The 16,058-nt window shown below is 59.5% G+C and carries 12 protein-coding genes; 5 read left to right on the top strand and 7 right to left on the bottom strand.

The features are described from left to right. Positions 1 to 256: 256 nt before the first annotated feature. Both AD669_RS06245 and pcaR read right to left on the bottom strand, forming a co-directional pair. Positions 257 to 1,603: an MFS transporter gene (locus tag AD669_RS06245; RefSeq protein ID WP_053117860.1), complete on the bottom strand. Its 1,347-nt coding sequence runs from the start codon at positions 1,601 to 1,603 to the stop codon at positions 257 to 259. A gap of 293 nt (positions 1,604 to 1,896) precedes the next feature. Beyond that, a complete protein-coding gene (gene pcaR, locus AD669_RS06240) occupies positions 1,897 to 2,739 on the bottom strand; it encodes a pca regulon transcriptional regulator PcaR (RefSeq protein WP_007917109.1) in 843 nt (280 codons plus the stop codon). Positions 2,740 to 3,385: 646 nt separating this feature from the next. Between pcaR and AD669_RS06235 the strand changes: the two genes are divergently transcribed. After that, on the top strand, positions 3,386 to 3,586 hold the full coding sequence (locus tag AD669_RS06235; RefSeq protein WP_053117858.1) for a hypothetical protein: 201 nt from the start codon (positions 3,386 to 3,388) through the stop codon (positions 3,584 to 3,586). 373 nt (positions 3,587 to 3,959) lie between these two features. Beyond that, complete coding sequence (locus AD669_RS06230; protein WP_053117856.1) at positions 3,960 to 5,435, top strand: inorganic phosphate transporter; 1,476 nt, start codon at positions 3,960 to 3,962, stop codon at positions 5,433 to 5,435. Between the two features lie 1,008 nt (positions 5,436 to 6,443). Here AD669_RS06230 and ccoM read toward each other — a convergent pair. The 3 genes from ccoM to AD669_RS06220 all read right to left on the bottom strand — a co-directional run bounded on the left by ccoM (position 6,444) and on the right by AD669_RS06220 (position 7,342). Continuing rightward, positions 6,444 to 6,557, bottom strand: a complete 114-nt coding sequence (gene ccoM, locus AD669_RS28880) for a cytochrome c oxidase subunit CcoM (RefSeq protein ID WP_041070550.1) — start codon at positions 6,555 to 6,557, stop codon at positions 6,444 to 6,446. Between the two features lie 146 nt (positions 6,558 to 6,703). Continuing rightward, positions 6,704 to 6,865, bottom strand: coding sequence for a hypothetical protein (locus AD669_RS28555; RefSeq protein WP_172680076.1), 162 nt, complete (start codon positions 6,863 to 6,865; stop codon positions 6,704 to 6,706). 135 nt (positions 6,866 to 7,000) lie between these two features. Beyond that, complete coding sequence (locus AD669_RS06220; protein WP_053117854.1) at positions 7,001 to 7,342, bottom strand: hypothetical protein; 342 nt, start codon at positions 7,340 to 7,342, stop codon at positions 7,001 to 7,003. A 253-nt stretch (positions 7,343 to 7,595) separates the two neighbouring features. Between AD669_RS06220 and rapA the strand changes: the two genes are divergently transcribed. Beyond that, entirely contained in the window at positions 7,596 to 10,442 is a 2,847-nt protein-coding gene (rapA, locus tag AD669_RS06215; protein ID WP_053117852.1) for an RNA polymerase-associated protein RapA, read from the top strand. Between the two features lie 198 nt (positions 10,443 to 10,640). On the opposite strand, the gene AD669_RS06210 is transcribed toward rapA, so the two are convergent. Next, the gene (locus AD669_RS06210) at positions 10,641 to 11,990 is read right to left on the bottom strand and encodes an MFS transporter (protein ID WP_053117850.1); all 1,350 of its coding nucleotides are present in this window, start codon (positions 11,988 to 11,990) and stop codon (positions 10,641 to 10,643) included. 301 nt (positions 11,991 to 12,291) lie between these two features. Here AD669_RS06210 and AD669_RS06205 point away from each other — a divergent pair, with 301 nt between their 5' ends. Together AD669_RS06205 and AD669_RS06200 are read left to right on the top strand one after the other, a co-directional pair. Beyond that, a complete protein-coding gene (locus AD669_RS06205) occupies positions 12,292 to 12,660 on the top strand; it encodes a YkgJ family cysteine cluster protein (protein ID WP_053117848.1) in 369 nt (122 codons plus the stop codon). Positions 12,661 to 12,808: 148 nt separating this feature from the next. Beyond that, positions 12,809 to 15,091, top strand: a complete 2,283-nt coding sequence (locus AD669_RS06200; RefSeq protein WP_053117847.1) for a bifunctional diguanylate cyclase/phosphodiesterase — start codon at positions 12,809 to 12,811, stop codon at positions 15,089 to 15,091. Here AD669_RS06200 and AD669_RS27980 read toward each other — a convergent pair. Further along, positions 14,982 to 15,878, bottom strand: a complete 897-nt coding sequence (locus AD669_RS27980) for an NAD(P)-dependent oxidoreductase (RefSeq protein WP_172680075.1) — start codon at positions 15,876 to 15,878, stop codon at positions 14,982 to 14,984. The genes AD669_RS06200 and AD669_RS27980 overlap by 110 nt on opposite strands. Positions 15,879 to 16,058 lie beyond the last annotated feature (180 nt).

Below are 16,058 nucleotides of genomic sequence, written 5' to 3'. Positions count from 1 at the left end.
GGCTCCTGTTTTTGTAATGAATCGCCAGTGATAAAAAGGCGCGAGGTTCAGCGCCGGAGTCACTGCAGATTAAGCCTGGGAAATGTGCCAAACAATCCGATAATCGACTGAGTGTTCGTTTATCGAACAGATTGTTGTTTACCTATCGTTTCGTGGCGCCAGCAAAAGATCGCAGCCTGCGGCAGCTCCTACAGGGTTTCACATTCCCCTGTAGGAGCTGCCGCAGGCTGCGATCTTTTCGCTTCACACCGCGATATCAGGTGGCATCCGCATGACTGACCATGCCCTTGATCACCACCGCAGCCGTCGCCACCGCCGCCGGAATCACCAACGCCGTCAATACCTGCTCAAAATTCCAGCCCAAGCCCAACAACGTCGCGCCCATCCACGCCCCGAGAATCGCGCCAAAGCGGCCAATCCCCAGCATCCACGACACGCCGGTCGCCCGCCCCTGCGTCGGATAAAACCGCGCCGCCAGCGACGGCATTGCCGATTGCGCGCCGTTCACGCACATCCCCGCCACTAAAACCAAAGTCGCCAACAACGTAATGTTGCCCAGGCTCTGCCCCACCGCGTAGGCAAACACCCCGGCCAGCAGGTAGAAAATGCCGATGACCTTGTGCGGATTGAAGCGATCCATCGCCCATCCCACAGCGACCGCGCTCAATACCCCGCCGAATTGGAACAACGCGCCGATGAACGCGGCTTGTTCCATGCTCGCGCCACTGTCACGCATCAGCGTCGGCAGCCAACTGGTCAACAGATAAACGATGACCAGGCCCATGAAGTAGGTCAGCCACAGCAGCAAGGTGCCGGTGCTGTAGGTGCCGGAGAAGATCACCGCGAACACGTTGCGTGCCTTCACGGTTTTTTGTTCCGGCACGCTGAAACTAGAGGCTTGGGCGACGGTGACCGGATCGATCGGCGCCAGGGTTTTGCGCACTTTGTCGGTGCCACGGTTACGGACTACAAGGTAGCGCGCCGATTCCGGCAGCCAGAACAGCAGCACCACCGCGAGGATCAGCGGCAAAATCCCGCCGATCAGCAGCAGACTGTGCCAGCCGAACGCCGGAATCAGTTTGGCGGAAATAAACCCGCCACCGGCCATGCCGAGGTTGAAACCGCAAAACATGCTGGTCACCAGCAGCGACTTCTTGCGCTCCGGGGTGTACTCCGAGAGCAGCGTGGTGGCATTGGGCATCCCCGCACCCAGACCGAGACCGGTCAGGAAGCGCAGCACCAGCAGTTGTTCAACGTTAGTGCTGTAAGCCGACGCCAGGCTGAAGGCACCGAACAGAATCACGGCGCCGACGAGTACGACTTTTCGCCCGAAGCGGTCAGCCAAAGGGCCGGAGCCAAGTGCGCCGAAGACCATGCCGATCAACGCGGCGCTCATTACCGGGCCGAGGCTGGCGCGGTCGATGCCCCAGTCCTGCGACAACGCCGGGGCAATGAAGCCCATCGCGGCGGTGTCGAGGCCATCGAGGAAGACAATCAGGAAACACAGGATCACCACCCGCCATTGATAGCGCGAGATTGGTTGGGCGTTGATGAAGGTCTGCACGTCGAGGCACTGACCCACAGCGGACTGAGGCTGGTTCATTATTTTTATCCACGCAAAAAACGCAGTCGAACGGCGGCCGGCCAGGGAGCGGCACAGCTACAAGAATAGAAGGTTGCAATCAGGCGTTGCGGTGAACCCGGCAACAGCGGTTGGAGCGGAGACAGTCGGGGAGCGTGCGCATGGTGAGTTGCCTCTTGTCATTATTATGGGAGTCGACAGTCCGGCGGGCTCATTCACAACAGCGCCGGATGACGCTGCCGCGACATTAATGATCCGGGGGTTTTAGCGTCAATTCGATAAACGCAACACTGTGCGTTTATCGAACAGCTTCATCAGGCAAACAACTGCGCGCTGAGGTCGCGGCTGGCGCTGAGCAGGCCCGGCAGAAAGCGCTGCTCCAACTCGGTGCGGCTGACGCGACCGGCGTGGGTACTGACGTTGAGCGCCGCCACCACTTGGCCCGAAGCGTCGTAGACCGGTACGGCAATCGAGCGCAGGCCTTGTTCCAATTCCTGATCGACGATGCACCAACCTTGCTGCCGCACTTCCTGTAAACATTCGAGCAACGCGTCGGGGGTGTGGATCGTGCGGCTGGTTTTAGCGACCAGTTCGGCGTGGTCGAGGTATTCGCGCAAGGACGTGTCGTCCAGCGCTGCCAGCAGAATCCGGCCCATCGATGTGCAATAAGCCGGCAGACGCCCGCCCACCGAAAGGTCGACCGAGATCAGCCGCTGCGTGGTCGCCGAGCGGGCGATGTAAAGAATGTCGTCGCCCTCAAGCGTGGCCATGTTGCAGGCTTCGTGCAGCTGCTCGCTCATGCGATCGAGGTACGGCTGCGCGGACACGGCCAGCGGCGTCGACGACAGATAAGCATGGCCGAGGGTCAGCACTTTCGGCAGCAAGGAGTAGGTGCGTCCGTCGGTGGTGGCGTAGCCGAGTTTGATCAACGTATGTAGGCAACGGCGCACCGCGGCGCGGGGAATTTCCGTGCGGTGGCTGATCTGCGCGATGGTCAGATGACGTTTGCGCTCCTGAAACGCCTGCACCACCGCCAGGCCACGGGCCAGCGACGTCATGAAATCCGGATCACCGGTCAGCGCCTGAATCCGCTTGGCCGGCGAGGCGACGATCGGCGGCGCCACGGAAGTGAAGGAGTTGCGCATTTGATCGTTCATTTATTGTCCTTTTTACCCGACACGGATCAATGGCTATACAAACGGCTCGCGGGCAGATGCACAAGCGGCGGGCCATCAACATTGGGCGATTATCGAACCGTCGACCGATAATCGCAATCGCCCTCCTCTGCTGTGGCTTGCTATTTGAGACGCTTGTGCAACTTTGCCGGGGAACTCAATCAAGATTTAGTTGATCGACTAAATGGCGCCAAAAACAGATCGCGGCGAAGTAAACGTTTGCTTGCACTTCAACTACCCATGAAAGTTGCGAGTAACAAAACAATCACACATCCCGAACCGTTTTTAACTTGGCAACGATAGTCAATCCTGAATCGACCGCTATAATGCACCTCAGTGGCACCCGTTATTCATCGAGGTGGTCACCGGCTGAGGCGATGCCAATCGCTGCCAGTCCCGGCAAGCGCCTGACGCTCATGATTGATGTAACGCCAGCGCTCGCTGAAACAGGAACTGATGCTGCGTCCGTTTTAATCTGGTGTCGTAGCCGCCTGTAACATGGAAGTCTTGATCGCCCTGCCGAAGACATCAATGCCTGTTCTGGCGTTGAGTTTTCGACGGGCCCGCTCAATCGACTCGTTGCAGTGCGATTCACCAGACACTTATCTCAACTCATACAGGTAGCACTGTGACGAAAGACGAACTGCGCGCGGAACTTGAGCGCCAGGAACAACGTTACAAGGATGTTTACGGCGGGGAAGTCACCACCTACGCCGCTCAACCAGAACCGGAACGCAAGGCATGGCGCAAACGCCCTACCGTTCAGGATCAGGTCTTCAAGCAAGAAATCGAAAAGATCGAAAAGGAACTCAAAGCCGAAGAGCCATGAGCCACGGTTTTTGAAGGCCTTGAGCATCCGCGTACGCACCGGTTACCCACGCGGTGCCGAGACGATGCCTTGCGCGCCCGCTACCCGCGGGCAGCGGCTGATTCTGCGTAGAGCCGGCTAAAGGACAGCTTCGGAAAGTTTCACAGATATTTCAGACAAGCGTTTGAGCCCTCCAAACGCGGGTAAAACGCTTGTTCCAAAAAGCCTTTTTATAGATAAATCAAAGGCTTGAAAAACCCTGCACGCCGCTTGGTTTTCATGTGCTGCAACAAATTAAATCGAAGAAGTGCGTTACCGATGAGCACTGAGGGCATCGATTTCCAGTCTTTTCTGGCATAATCGCGCCCCCTTACGACCGGGTCAGAAAACCTTCATGATCGATTTATTCAGCGGACTGGATGCTTGGGTGCTTGTGAGCCTCTTGCTCGCCCTGACGTTTGTCCTCGCCTTCGAGTTCATCAATGGATTTCATGACACCGCTAACGCGGTAGCCACTGTTATCTACACCAAAGCCATGCCGCCGCACCTGGCGGTGTTCTTTTCCGGTGTGTTCAATTTCCTCGGCGTGCTGCTGGGTGGCGTTGGCGTGGCGTATGCCATTGTCCACCTGCTGCCGGTTGAGCTGCTGATCAATGTGAACACCGGCCATGGCCTTGCGATGGTTTTCTCGTTGCTCGCAGCGGCAATCGCCTGGAACCTCGGCACCTGGTACTTCGGTATCCCGGCGTCCAGTTCCCACACCCTGATCGGCTCGATCCTCGGTGTCGGCCTGGCCAACGCGTTGATCAACGACATCCCGTTGGCCGACGGCGTTAACTGGCAGAAAGCGATCGACATCGGCGCTTCGCTGGTGTTCTCGCCGATGGCTGGCTTCCTGATTGCAGCGCTGATCCTGATCGGCCTGAAATGGTGGCGCCCGCTGTCGAAGATGCACAAGACGCCTGAACAGCGCCGCAAACTCGACGACAAAAAGCACCCGCCGTTCTGGAACCGTCTGGTTCTGGTGATCTCGGCCATGGCCGTGAGCTTCGTGCACGGTTCCAACGATGGCCAGAAAGGCATCGGCCTGATCATGCTGGTGTTGATCGGCATCGTGCCGGCGCAGTTCGTTCTCGACCTGAACAGCACCACTTACCAGATCGAACGCACCCGCGACGCGACTCTGCACCTGAGCCAGTTCTACCAGCGCAACGCCGATTCGCTGGGTGAATTCCTCGCACTGGGCAAGAGCGTAGACGGCGACCTGCCGGAGAAATTCCGCTGCAACCCGCAGCAGACCGAACCGACCATCAGCGCCCTGCTGCATACGCTTAAAGGTGTAGCGGACTACCATTCGTTGTCGTCGGATAGCCGCATCGAAGTGCGCCGCTACTTGCTGTGCCTGGACGATACCGCGAAGAAAGTCAGCAAGTTGCCGGTTCTGGATGCCCGTGAAAAGGCTGACCTCGACAAGTTGCGCAAAGACCTGACCACGACCACTGAATACGCGCCGTTCTGGGTGATTCTGGCGGTTGCACTGGCGCTGGGTCTGGGCACCATGGTTGGCTGGAAACGTGTGGTTCTGACCATTGGCGAGAAGATCGGCAAGCAGGGCATGACCTATTCGCAGGGCATGTCGGCGCAGATCACTACGGCGAGTTTGATTGGTTTGGCCAACATCTTCAGTTTGCCGGTGTCGACGACTCATGTGTTGTCTTCGGGTGTGGCGGGGACCATGGTCGCGAATAAGAGCGGCCTGCAAGGTGGGACTGTTCGCACTATTCTGTTGGCTTGGGTGTTGACCTTGCCGGCTACCGTGGCGTTGTCGGCTGGGTTGTTCTGGTTGGCTTCGAAGGCTTTGGGTAGTTGATAGATAGCTGTATATGAAGAAGGCGCGATTCTTTGGGATCGCGCCTTTTTTTTGGTTCGGGGGTTGGGGTTGGGATTGGGGGCATATCCGTTTTTTTTGGTGTTGCGGCTGGCGGTTTCGCTCTTACAGCGACTCACTTTTCCAGGCGCCGAAAAGTAAGCAAAAGGCTTTGCCCCTGGCGTACGGCACTTCGCTGAGGCTCAGTGTTCCCTCGCTACGGTGTCCATCCGGGGGCATCGCCTACGGTTTGCTTCGCTGCACCTCCTCTCGATGTATGCGGCTGCGCCGCACGGCGCTACGCGCCTGATCCCCGGATGGACACCTACGCTCGGCCTGCCGAAGGGGCTTGAGATCAAAAGCCACGTCAAAAGCCAGATCAAGATCAAGAGCCCCTCACCCTAGCCCTCTCCCGGAGGGAGAGGGGACTGATCGGGGTGTTTGGGAGAGGTACGCCGGCTTGGGATACCGAGTCGAACACACATTTTGAAAAGCCCACCATCGGCTCCCTCTCCCTCGAGAGGGCTGGGCGGGCGGCGTTCCGATGAGGGGCAAAAACGCCACAAAAACCAAAGCCAAGCGCGCCGTGCTCCACACCACTCAATAGGCCGAGTGTCAGCTCGCCTGCTTTTGATCTTAGAGCCCGTCGGCAGGCTGAGTGGAGGGATTGATGCGGGGGTGGGAGCGCAGCGACCGTTTGGCGCAGCCAAACACAGCGAGAGGAGGTGCAGCGAAGCAAACCGTAGGCGCTGCCCCCCGGATCGATCCCGGAGCGAAGGAACCCCGAGCCCCGGCGAGCGGGCCGAACGTCAGGGTAAAGCGTTTTGGTTACTTTTGGGCGTCTGCAAAAGTGACTCGCCGTAAGGGCGAAACCCTAAGCAGCCGTTACCGCAGCAACGGATATTCACAAAACACCCCCCAGCCTGGTCGGCCCAAAGGCCGCCAAGGCAAAAAAAAAGGGGCAACCGAAGTCGCCCCAAAATGCCTTGCGTGCCCATCAATCCAGAAGAATCACTTCTTACGCTTATGCGCATCCTTCCAGATAAAAAATCCAAACCCTGCAAAAAACAGAACCATCAGCCCTACAGTCAGAACCCCGGCAAACACCACGTTATCGAAAAACATGACTGGCCTCCTGGCCCCTGCTTTGCTGCGATGGGACTAAATTACCAAACACACAGGCGCACAAATTGACCGGGATCAATGTCCCGCAACGAAGGGAGATAAAGGAGGGGAAATAACTGACCTGCATCAACAGATGCAGGGGGAGATCAACGCTTTTTCGGCTTGTTCTTCGACTTTTTTTTCGGCTTGCCCAACGGCATCGCCTGCTCAAACGCCTGACGCACTTCGTTCAGCCGCTTCTCTTTAATGTCATGCACCCGCTTGGCGCGTTCAGTGCTGAGGTCGATCAGTTTGTCGTCTTGGCTCATGGCGTTCAGAACATCGCTTCAAAGAATCACAACTGCCACATCACCGGCAGGACTGCGCCAATAATGCCGCCTGCCGCCAGCGCTGACCAGCCACCCAGCCCAACACGATCAAACCAGTCATCTAGCCAGAGCCGCTCAAATCTCGATATCGACCCACAAGCCCTGACGCGGCTGATCTTCAATCAGCGGCACCACCGGCACGGTATTGTCGGCGTTGAGCACCGTACCCGGCACGGCCAGATGCTCTTCCGGGTCTTCATCGGCCTCGCGACGGCGACGATCACGCTCCTGCTGACGGCGCTGTTCTTCGCGCGCCAGCAGTCGATCCTCTTCCGGATCACGTTTCTGCAGATCGATCGTACTTTCGTTGGAGCTTTCCTGCACCGGCACCACCGGCGGAATATCCGGCCGCTGGCGGATCGGATCCTGCTGCGAAGTGATCGGCACAGCGCTCAGGGGGAGCATCGGTGGCAACATATAGGGGTTCTCCAGTCAGCAGGCTATCGGCTAAGACAAACACGCCTTGAGCCACCCGTCGCAATTCTGTGACGCACTTGGCACCTGTAGGAGCTGCCGCAGGCTGCGATCTTTCATCGGACAGCGCAGAACTCAAGTGTTTCCAAAGATCAAAAGATCGCAGCCTTCGGCAGCTCCTACGCCAGTAATCTTTGGCCCTGAAGCCCTCATTCCGTTAAGATAGCCCGCTTTTTCAAGGTGGGAGTCAGGCAGCATGGCGCAGCAGTATCAACCGGGGCAACGCTGGATCAGTGACAGCGAAGCCGAGCTGGGTTTAGGCACCGTTCTGGCACAGGACGGCCGCTTGTTGACCGTGCTCTATCCGGCCACTGGCGAAACCCGCCAGTACGCGCTACGGAATGCGCCCCTCACCCGCGTGCGATTCTCGCCGGGTGACACCATTACCCACTTCGAAGGCTGGAAGATGACCGTGCAGCAAGTCGACGATGTCGACGGCCTGATGGTTTATCACGGTCTCAACGGGCAGAACGAAGCCGTTACCCTGCCGGAAACCCAGCTGTCGAACTTCATTCAGTTCCGTCTGGCCAGCGACCGTCTGTTCGCCGGGCAGATTGACCCGCTGTCGTGGTTCTCGCTGCGTTACAACACCCTCGAACACACTAGCCGCCAGCTGCAATCTTCGCTCTGGGGCCTGGGTGGCGTGCGTGCGCAACCGATCGCGCACCAACTGCACATCGCCCGTGAAGTCGCCGACCGAATTGCGCCGCGCGTATTGCTGGCGGACGAAGTCGGTCTGGGTAAAACCATCGAAGCCGGTCTGGTGATCCATCGCCAACTGCTCTCGGGCCGCGCCAACCGCGTGCTGATCCTCGTCCCGGAAAACCTTCAGCACCAGTGGCTGGTGGAGATGCGTCGTCGTTTCAACCTCCAAGTTGCGCTGTTCGACGAAGAACGCTTTATCGAAAGCGATGCCACCAACCCGTTCGAAGACACCCAATTGGCGCTGGTCGCGCTGGAATGGCTGGTCGACGACGAGAAGGCGCAGGACGCTCTGTTCGCCGCCGGTTGGGATTTGCTGGTGGTCGACGAAGCGCACCACTTGGTCTGGCACGAAGAAAAGGCTAGCGCCGAATACTCGCTGGTCGAGCAACTCGCCGAAGTCATCCCGGGCGTGCTGCTGCTCACCGCGACTCCGGAACAACTTGGTCAGGACAGCCACTTTGCCCGTCTGCGCCTGCTCGATCCAAACCGTTTCCACGACCTGGCCGCGTTCCGTGCCGAGAGCGACAACTATCGCCCGGTGGCCGAAGCCGTTCAGGAACTGCTCGACAAGGGCCGTCTGTCGGCCAAAGCGCACAAAACCATTCAGGGTTTCCTCGGCAACGAAGGCGAAGCCCTGCTGACCGCGGTCAACGATGGCGACACCGAAGCCAGCGCCCGCCTCGTGCGCGAACTGCTTGACCGCCACGGCACTGGCCGCGTGCTGTTCCGTAACACCCGCGCCGCCGTGCAGGGTTTCCCGGAGCGCAAACTGCACCCGTACCCGTTGCCGTGCCCGGACGAATACCTCGAACTGCCGTTGGGCGATCACGCCGAGCTGTACCCGGAAGTCAGCTTCCAGGCGCAGCCGGACGCCAGCGAAGAAGAACGCTGGTGGAAATTCGACCCGCGCGTCGAATGGCTGATCGATCAGCTGAAAATGCTCAAGCGCACCAAAGTGCTGGTGATCTGTGCCCACGCCGAAACCGCGATGGATCTGGAAGACGCCCTGCGCGTGCGTTCCGGCATCCCGGCCACGGTGTTCCATGAAGGCATGAACATCCTTGAGCGTGACCGCGCCGCTGCTTACTTCGCCGATGAAGAGTTCGGCGCGCAAGTGCTGATCTGCTCGGAAATCGGCAGTGAAGGTCGTAACTTCCAGTTCGCACACCACCTGGTGCTGTTCGATCTGCCGTCGCACCCGGATCTGCTTGAGCAGCGTATCGGTCGTCTCGACCGGATCGGCCAGAAGCACATCATCGAACTGCACGTGCCGTACCTGGAAACCAGCCCGCAAGAGCGCCTGTTCCAGTGGTACCACGAAGCGCTGAACGCGTTCCTCAACACCTGCCCGACCGGCAACGCCTTGCAGCATCAGTTCGGCCCGCGCCTGCTGCCGCTGCTCGAAGAAGCCGACGACAGCGAGTGGCAAGCGCTGATCGACGAAGCGCGCAGCGAGCGTGAACGTCTGGAGGCCGAGCTGCACACCGGTCGCGACCGTTTGCTGGAGCTCAATTCCGGTGGCGCAGGCGAAGGTGAAGCGCTGGTCGAGGACATCCTTGAGCAAGACGATCAGTTCGCCCTGCCGATCTACATGGAAACCCTGTTCGACGCGTTCGGCATCGACAGCGAAGACCATTCGGAAAACGCCCTGATCCTCAAGCCGAGCGAGAAAATGCTCGACGCCAGCTTCCCGCTGGGCGACGACGAAGGCGTGACCATCACTTACGACCGTAACCAGGCGCTGTCGCGCGAAGACATGCAGTTCATCACCTGGGAACACCCGATGGTGCAGGGCGGCATGGATCTGGTGCTGTCCGGTTCGATGGGCAACACCGCCGTCGCGCTGATCAAAAACAAGGCGTTGAAGCCGGGCACCGTGTTGCTGGAATTGCTCTATGTCAGCGAAGTGGTTGCCCCGCGCGCGCTGCAACTGGGCCGTTACCTGCCGCCGGCCGCCCTGCGCTGCCTGCTCGATGCCAATGGTAACGACTTGTCGCCACGCGTCTCGTTTGAAACCCTGAACGATCAGCTGGAAAGCGTGCCGCGCGCCAGCGCCAACAAGTTCATCCAGGCCCAGCGCGATCAGCTGACGCCACGGATCAACGCCGGTGAAGACAAGATCACCCCGCGTCACGCCGAGCGCGTGGCCGAGGCCCGTCGCCGTCTGGCGGCCGACACCGACGAAGAACTGGCGCGCCTGACCGCGTTGCAAGCGGTCAACCCGACCGTACGTGACAGCGAACTGGTGGCGTTGCGTGAACAGCGCGAGCAAGGTCTGGCGATGCTGGACAAAGCGGCGTTGCGCCTGGAAGCGATTCGGGTGTTGGTGGCGGGTTAACCCCCCCCTGCTCCCCTGCTGAAACAACAAGGCCCGCAGCGATGCGGGCCGATCGTTCCCACGTTCCGCGTGGGAATGCCTCAAGGGACGCTCCGCGTTCCAGCTCTGGAAAGGGACGCAGAGCGTCCCGTGCTGCATTCCCACGCAGAGCGTGGGAACGATCATGTAGGAGCTGCCGAAGGCTGCGATCTTTTGATCTTAAGCCGTCGCCACTGCAACCTCTGGCTCAACCACCGCAACCAAACCTTCCTTCATCCGCTGCGCATCGCGCACAAAACACCGCGCCGCGAGAAACAGAAACACCATCGTCAGAAACAGCGCCACCGGAATCAAATACATCGCGTCATGCAGCCCGACTGCCTTGAACGCCTCGGTCATCTGCTCAGCCCCCGCCGCCAGCATCGCCGTGTGCGCAAAGTGATCGGACAAACCACCGACCACCACCGGCCCCAAGCCACCGCCCAGCAGATACAACCCGGCAAAGAACAACGCCATCGCCGTCGCTCGCAGACGCGGTTCGACCACGTCTTGAATCGCTGTGTAAACGCAGGTGTAGAAGTTGTAGGCAAACAGCCAGCCGACACTGAATACCGCGACAAACACACCAATCTCGATGCGCCCGGAATGCAGGGCCCACGCCGTGCACAGGGTCGAAATAATCAGGCTGAACGCCGCGAACAACAACCGCCCGTTGGCCACGCGCTGGTGAATCTTGTCCGCAATCCAGCCGCCCAGCGTCAAACCGATCAGTCCGGTCACGCCGACGATCACGCCAGTCGCCACGGCCGCTTCCTGCAGCGGCATGAGGAAATAACGCTGCAGCATCGGCACCAGAAACGAGTTGCAGGCATAGGTCGCGAAGTTGAAGCACAACCCCGCCATCACCAGCCAGAGAAAGGTCGGCACGGCCAGAATCCGCCGGATCGGCTTGTCGACGCGTTCCTGCGAAACCTGCACGGTTTCCGCCGCGCCGCGCTTCGGCTCTTTAATGAAGAACATGAAGATCGCCAGGATCAGACCCGGCACCGCCGCAATAAAGAACGGCGCGCGCCAGCTGTCGAATGCCTTGACCATCCAGCCGATGGTAAAAAACGCCAGCAACAAGCCCAGTGGCAGACCGAGCATGAAAATGCCCATCGCCCGCGCCCGACGGTGCGCCGGGAACAGGTCACCGATCAGCGAGTTGGCTGCCGGTGCATAACTGGCCTCACCGATGCCGATGCCCATGCGCACGATCAAAAAGCTCCAGAAGCTGCCGACCAGCCCGTTGACTGCGGTCAGCGCGCTCCACGTCGCCAGGCCCCAGCCCATCAGTTTGCGCCGTGAGCCGGTGTCGGCCATGCGCCCCAACGGCAGGCCGGCAATCGCGTAAACAAGGGTGAATGCGGTACCGACGATGCCCAGTTGAAAGTCGCTGAGATGCCATTCCATGCGGATTGGCTCGATGATGATCGCCGGAATGGTGCGGTCGAAGAAGTTGAACAGGTTGGCAAGGAACAGCAGGAACAGAATGCGCCAGGCATTCGCCGCTTGGGTCGAGTTCTGCATGGGTCCGTCTCTTTATTGTTATAGGGCTTCACTGCCAACGCATCCGAGCCCGGAACCTGCAATCTAGTCAGCCTGAACGGGGCTGTCTGTGATCATTCGTCTGCCTGATATCGGGCCATGGCACTGTAACGAAACGTAAGCCCTTGATAACGCTTGAATCCCCCGAAAACCGGGGCTTTTGCGGCAAAACCTTGCCACAAAAAAATAGTTTCACGCCCCCCTTCCCAACGCCGTGGCGAAGCCTAGAATAGCCGCCGGATCCGTCCGGATCTCCCGATCAATCCCTTTGATACCCCCGTCCATGTCCGAAGTCAGTCCGTGTCTGAATTGCGGTGCCTGTTGTTCCCATTTCCGTGTGTCTTTTTTCTGGGGTGAGTGCGCTTCCTCCGGCGGCACCGTGCCCGATGAACTGGTCACGCAGATCAGCCCGAGCCGGGTGGCGATGAACGGCACCGACTGCAAATCGCCACGCTGCACGGCGCTGGAAGGCGAAGTCGGTAGCGAAGTGAAGTGCTCGATTTATGAATTGCGCTCCAGCCCCTGCCGCGAGTTCGAATCGTCGTGGGAAAACGGCGAGCAAAACGTCGATTGCGACAAGGCCCGCGCACGTTTTGGCCTGCCGCCGCTGCAACCGGACTGGGCACAAATCCCTTTCGAACAGATTGCCTAAGCCTTTAGCGCCAATCGCTATGACGCTAATGCCGAAATCATTAGCGCCAATGTGCCACTACCACTTGCTCTGCGAAAACCGCCTCTATACTCCAGTCATTCGCCTGCGCTAGCCGCGCAGTAAGGACGACTCAGAGACGGGGCATGCTATGGAGTGGCTTGGTTTGCAGTTTGTTACCGAGCTGCCGGAGAGCGGGCAGGTCATTCTTAATTGCAGCCATAACCCGCTGCTGGTGCTGGTGGCCTATCTGGTCGCGTGCGCCGCCAGTTTTGCCACCCTCGACATGGCCGAACGCGTCGGTCACGCGGAAGACCCGCGCTCACAGCGACTATGGCGCTGGATCGGCGCGACCTGCCTGGCCGGCGGCATCTGGGCCATGCACTTCATCGGCATGCTTGCGTTTCAGGCACCGATCGACATCCAGTACGACCTGCCCATCACCCTGTTTTCCCTGCTGATCGCCCTGCTCGCCTCGTGGCTGGCCATGCACACCCTGAGCGAATCCCAGCCCAGTCTGGTGCTCTACCTGAAAACCGCGCTCGTCATCGGTCTGGGTATCGCCGGCATGCATTACGTCGGCATGGCGGCGATGCAATCGGCCGCCACCGCGTACTACGATCCTGGACTGTTCACCCTGTCAGTGGTGATCGCCATCGGCGCCAGTTTCGCCGCTCTGTGGGTGGCAGGCTATCTGCGCGAAGGCAGCGGTTTACTTCATCAGGCACTCAAATACAGCGCCGCACTGATCCTCGGCGCCGGCATTTTCAGCATGCATTTCACCGGAATGGCCGCACTCAAGCTGATTTTGCCCGAGGCCAGCACGCCGACACTGACCGCCGAAACCAGCCACCTGCAATTGGGCCTGACCGTGGCCCTGATCACCTTGCTGATTCTCGGCAGTGCGATCAGCGCCGCACTCGCCGACAAAAAGCTGCAACACAAGGAACACGACCTGCGCCGGGTCAACGCCCTGCTCAGCCAACTCGACCAGGCACGCATGTCGCTGCAACACGTGGCCAACTACGACGCATTGACCAACCTGATCAACCGCCGTGGCTTCAACCAGATCTTCGCCGAGAAACTCAATCAGAAAGCCATTGAAGGCGGCATGCTCGCGGTGATGTTTCTCGACATCGACCACTTCAAACGCATCAACGACAGCCTCGGTCATGACGCCGGCGACGCGCTGCTGAAAGTCATCGCTGACCACATCAAAGGCTCGGTGCGCAGCCATGAAGACGTAGTCGCGCGGTTCGGTGGCGACGAGTTCTGCATCCTCATCGGCCTGCATGACCGCGAAGAAGCGCGCAGCATGGCCCAGCGCATCATGCAAAAAATGAAGGAGCCGATTGAGCTGGCCGGGCGGCGCATGGTGATGACCACCAGCATCGGCATCAGTCTGTTTCCGGATGACGGCACCACCTGCGAAGAACTGCTCAAGCACGCCGATCTGGCGCTGTATCAATCCAAAGGTGCCGGGCGCAACGGCCTGCATTTTTTCAATTCCAACCTGAAAAACCGCGCGACCATGGAGTTGCAACTCGAAGAAGAACTGCGTCATGCCCTCCGCGAAGAAAATGGTTTGATGCTGTATTACCAGCCGATCTTCGAACTGAAAACCGGCAAGGTCACCAAGCTTGAAGCGTTGATCCGCTGGCAGCATCCGGTCAACGGCCTGCTGACGCCGGATCGCTTCATCAGCATCGCCGAAAACAATGGCCTGATCGCCGAACTGGACAACTGGGTGCTGCGTCGCGCCTGCAAGGATTTGGGAGAACTGTCGCGCCACGGCTGCGACGAATTGAAAATCGCCTGGAACTGCTCGCCGCTAAACCTTGGCCGCGAAGAACTGGCTGACGAAATCGAAAACGCCTTACGCACTGCCGGTGTCGCGCCGGAACGGCTGGAGCTGGAAGTCACCGAGAATGCGCTGATGGGCAATATCGCCAACACCCTGGTGTTGTTGCGGCAGATCCGCGCCCTCGGCGTGTCGCTGTCGATCGATGACTTCGGCACCGGTTATTCGTCGCTGGCCTACCTCAAGCGTCTGCCACTGAATACGCTGAAAATCGATCGCTCGTTCATCATCGACATTCCCAATGCCACGGCGGACATGGAAATCGTCCAGGCGATCATCGTCATGGCGCACACCCTGCATTTGCAGGTGGTCACCGAAGGCGTCGAAACCCTGGAGCAGTACGAATTTCTCGAACGCTCGGGCTGCGATTTCATTCAGGGTTACCTGCTCAGTCGCCCGGTGCCGCTCGACGAATTACGCCCGGTGCTGGAAGAAATCAATCAGCGCAAACAGTCCCATGCGGTCAATCCGTTGATTCTGGCGCGCGGTACATTTGCACCAGCGTTGCTGGATCCTTCGCCAAAAAGCCCTGCGCCCCATGCAGGCGCATCAATTGTGCGGCCAATCCGCTGATCGGCGTGGCCGAGCCCTGTTCGCGGGAAAACTTCACCGCGGTGTCGAGATCCTTGAGCAGCGTGCGCACGTGCCATTTGATCGGCTCGAAACGGCTTTCGGCCATTTGCGGGGCGAGGATCTGCAACGGTTTCGAATCGGCAAAACCGCCGGCCAATGCCTCGGCAATCAGGCTGGCATCGACCCCGGCTTTTTCCGCCAGCGCCACCACTTCAGCAATTACCAATGCATTACAAGCGACGATCATTTGATTGCAGGCCTTGGTCACCCCACCGGCGCCGACGCCGCCCATGTGCGTAACGCGCTGACCGAGATTGAGCAGCACCGGGCGCACTCGCTGAAGATCCGCCGCTTCACCACCGACCATAATTGCCAGACTGCCGGCCTCGGCGCCGACCACGCCTCCGGACACCGGTGAGTCCAGCCAGGACATGCCGGTTTTCTGCGCCAGTTCAGCGGCCATCTCGCGCGTCGCGGTCGGTTCCAGGCTGGAAAAATCCACCAGCAACTGACCACTCTTGCCACCCTCAGCGACACCGCCCGTGCCGAACACCACCTCGCGCACCACCGCCGTATCAGCCAGGCACAGCATCACCACATCGGCGTGTGCGCACAGTTCAGCCGGGGTCGCCACTTGCCGGGCGCCGGCCTCAACCAGTGGCGCGCATTTGTCCGGGTTGCGGTTCCACACGCTCAGCGGGTAACCGGCGGCCAGCAAGCGGCGGCACATCGGCAAGCCCATCAGACCGATTCCGGCGAACCCCAACGAAGGTAGCGTTGACATCATTTAGCCTCCTTTTGATTAAAGATCGCCGAATAATGGCCGATTCATCAGCGATCAGGAAAGGATTCCCCCGAGCGACCGTCAGGCCAAGTCCCTGACGCCCGGGCCAAATTCGCGCAAACAAGACGCGAGCTCTTATTCCGTGAGGTTCGCTGACATTGGTCTGCGAACCAACCCAGTACC

Origin of the sequence: Pseudomonas sp. P1.31 (assembly GCF_001269815.1) — a bacterium.
Classification (GTDB): Bacteria; Pseudomonadota; Gammaproteobacteria; order Pseudomonadales; family Pseudomonadaceae; genus Aquipseudomonas; species Aquipseudomonas rustica.
The sequence above is the reverse complement of the archived record's forward strand: the minus strand, read 5'-3'. Positions and strand labels throughout refer to the sequence as shown.

What these genes read in the sequence shown, in the direction of transcription:
- AD669_RS06245 (WP_053117860.1), bottom strand. Translation starts at nt 1,603, where the DNA reads ATGAACCAGCCTCAGTCCGCTGTGGGTCAGTGCCTCGACGTGCAGACC.
- pcaR (WP_007917109.1), bottom strand. Translation starts at nt 2,739, where the DNA reads ATGAACGATCAAATGCGCAACTCCTTCACTTCCGTGGCGCCGCCGATC.
- AD669_RS06230 (WP_053117856.1), top strand. Translation starts at nt 3,960, where the DNA reads ATGATCGATTTATTCAGCGGACTGGATGCTTGGGTGCTTGTGAGCCTC.
- ccoM (WP_041070550.1), bottom strand. Translation starts at nt 6,557, where the DNA reads ATGTTTTTCGATAACGTGGTGTTTGCCGGGGTTCTGACTGTAGGGCTG.
- AD669_RS28555 (WP_172680076.1), bottom strand. Translation starts at nt 6,865, where the DNA reads ATGAGCCAAGACGACAAACTGATCGACCTCAGCACTGAACGCGCCAAG.
- AD669_RS06220 (WP_053117854.1), bottom strand. Translation starts at nt 7,342, where the DNA reads ATGTTGCCACCGATGCTCCCCCTGAGCGCTGTGCCGATCACTTCGCAG.
- rapA (WP_053117852.1), top strand. Translation starts at nt 7,596, where the DNA reads ATGGCGCAGCAGTATCAACCGGGGCAACGCTGGATCAGTGACAGCGAA.
- AD669_RS06210 (WP_053117850.1), bottom strand. Translation starts at nt 11,990, where the DNA reads ATGCAGAACTCGACCCAAGCGGCGAATGCCTGGCGCATTCTGTTCCTG.
- AD669_RS06205 (WP_053117848.1), top strand. Translation starts at nt 12,292, where the DNA reads ATGTCCGAAGTCAGTCCGTGTCTGAATTGCGGTGCCTGTTGTTCCCAT.
- AD669_RS06200 (WP_053117847.1), top strand. Translation starts at nt 12,809, where the DNA reads ATGGAGTGGCTTGGTTTGCAGTTTGTTACCGAGCTGCCGGAGAGCGGG.
- AD669_RS27980 (WP_172680075.1), bottom strand. Translation starts at nt 15,878, where the DNA reads ATGATGTCAACGCTACCTTCGTTGGGGTTCGCCGGAATCGGTCTGATG.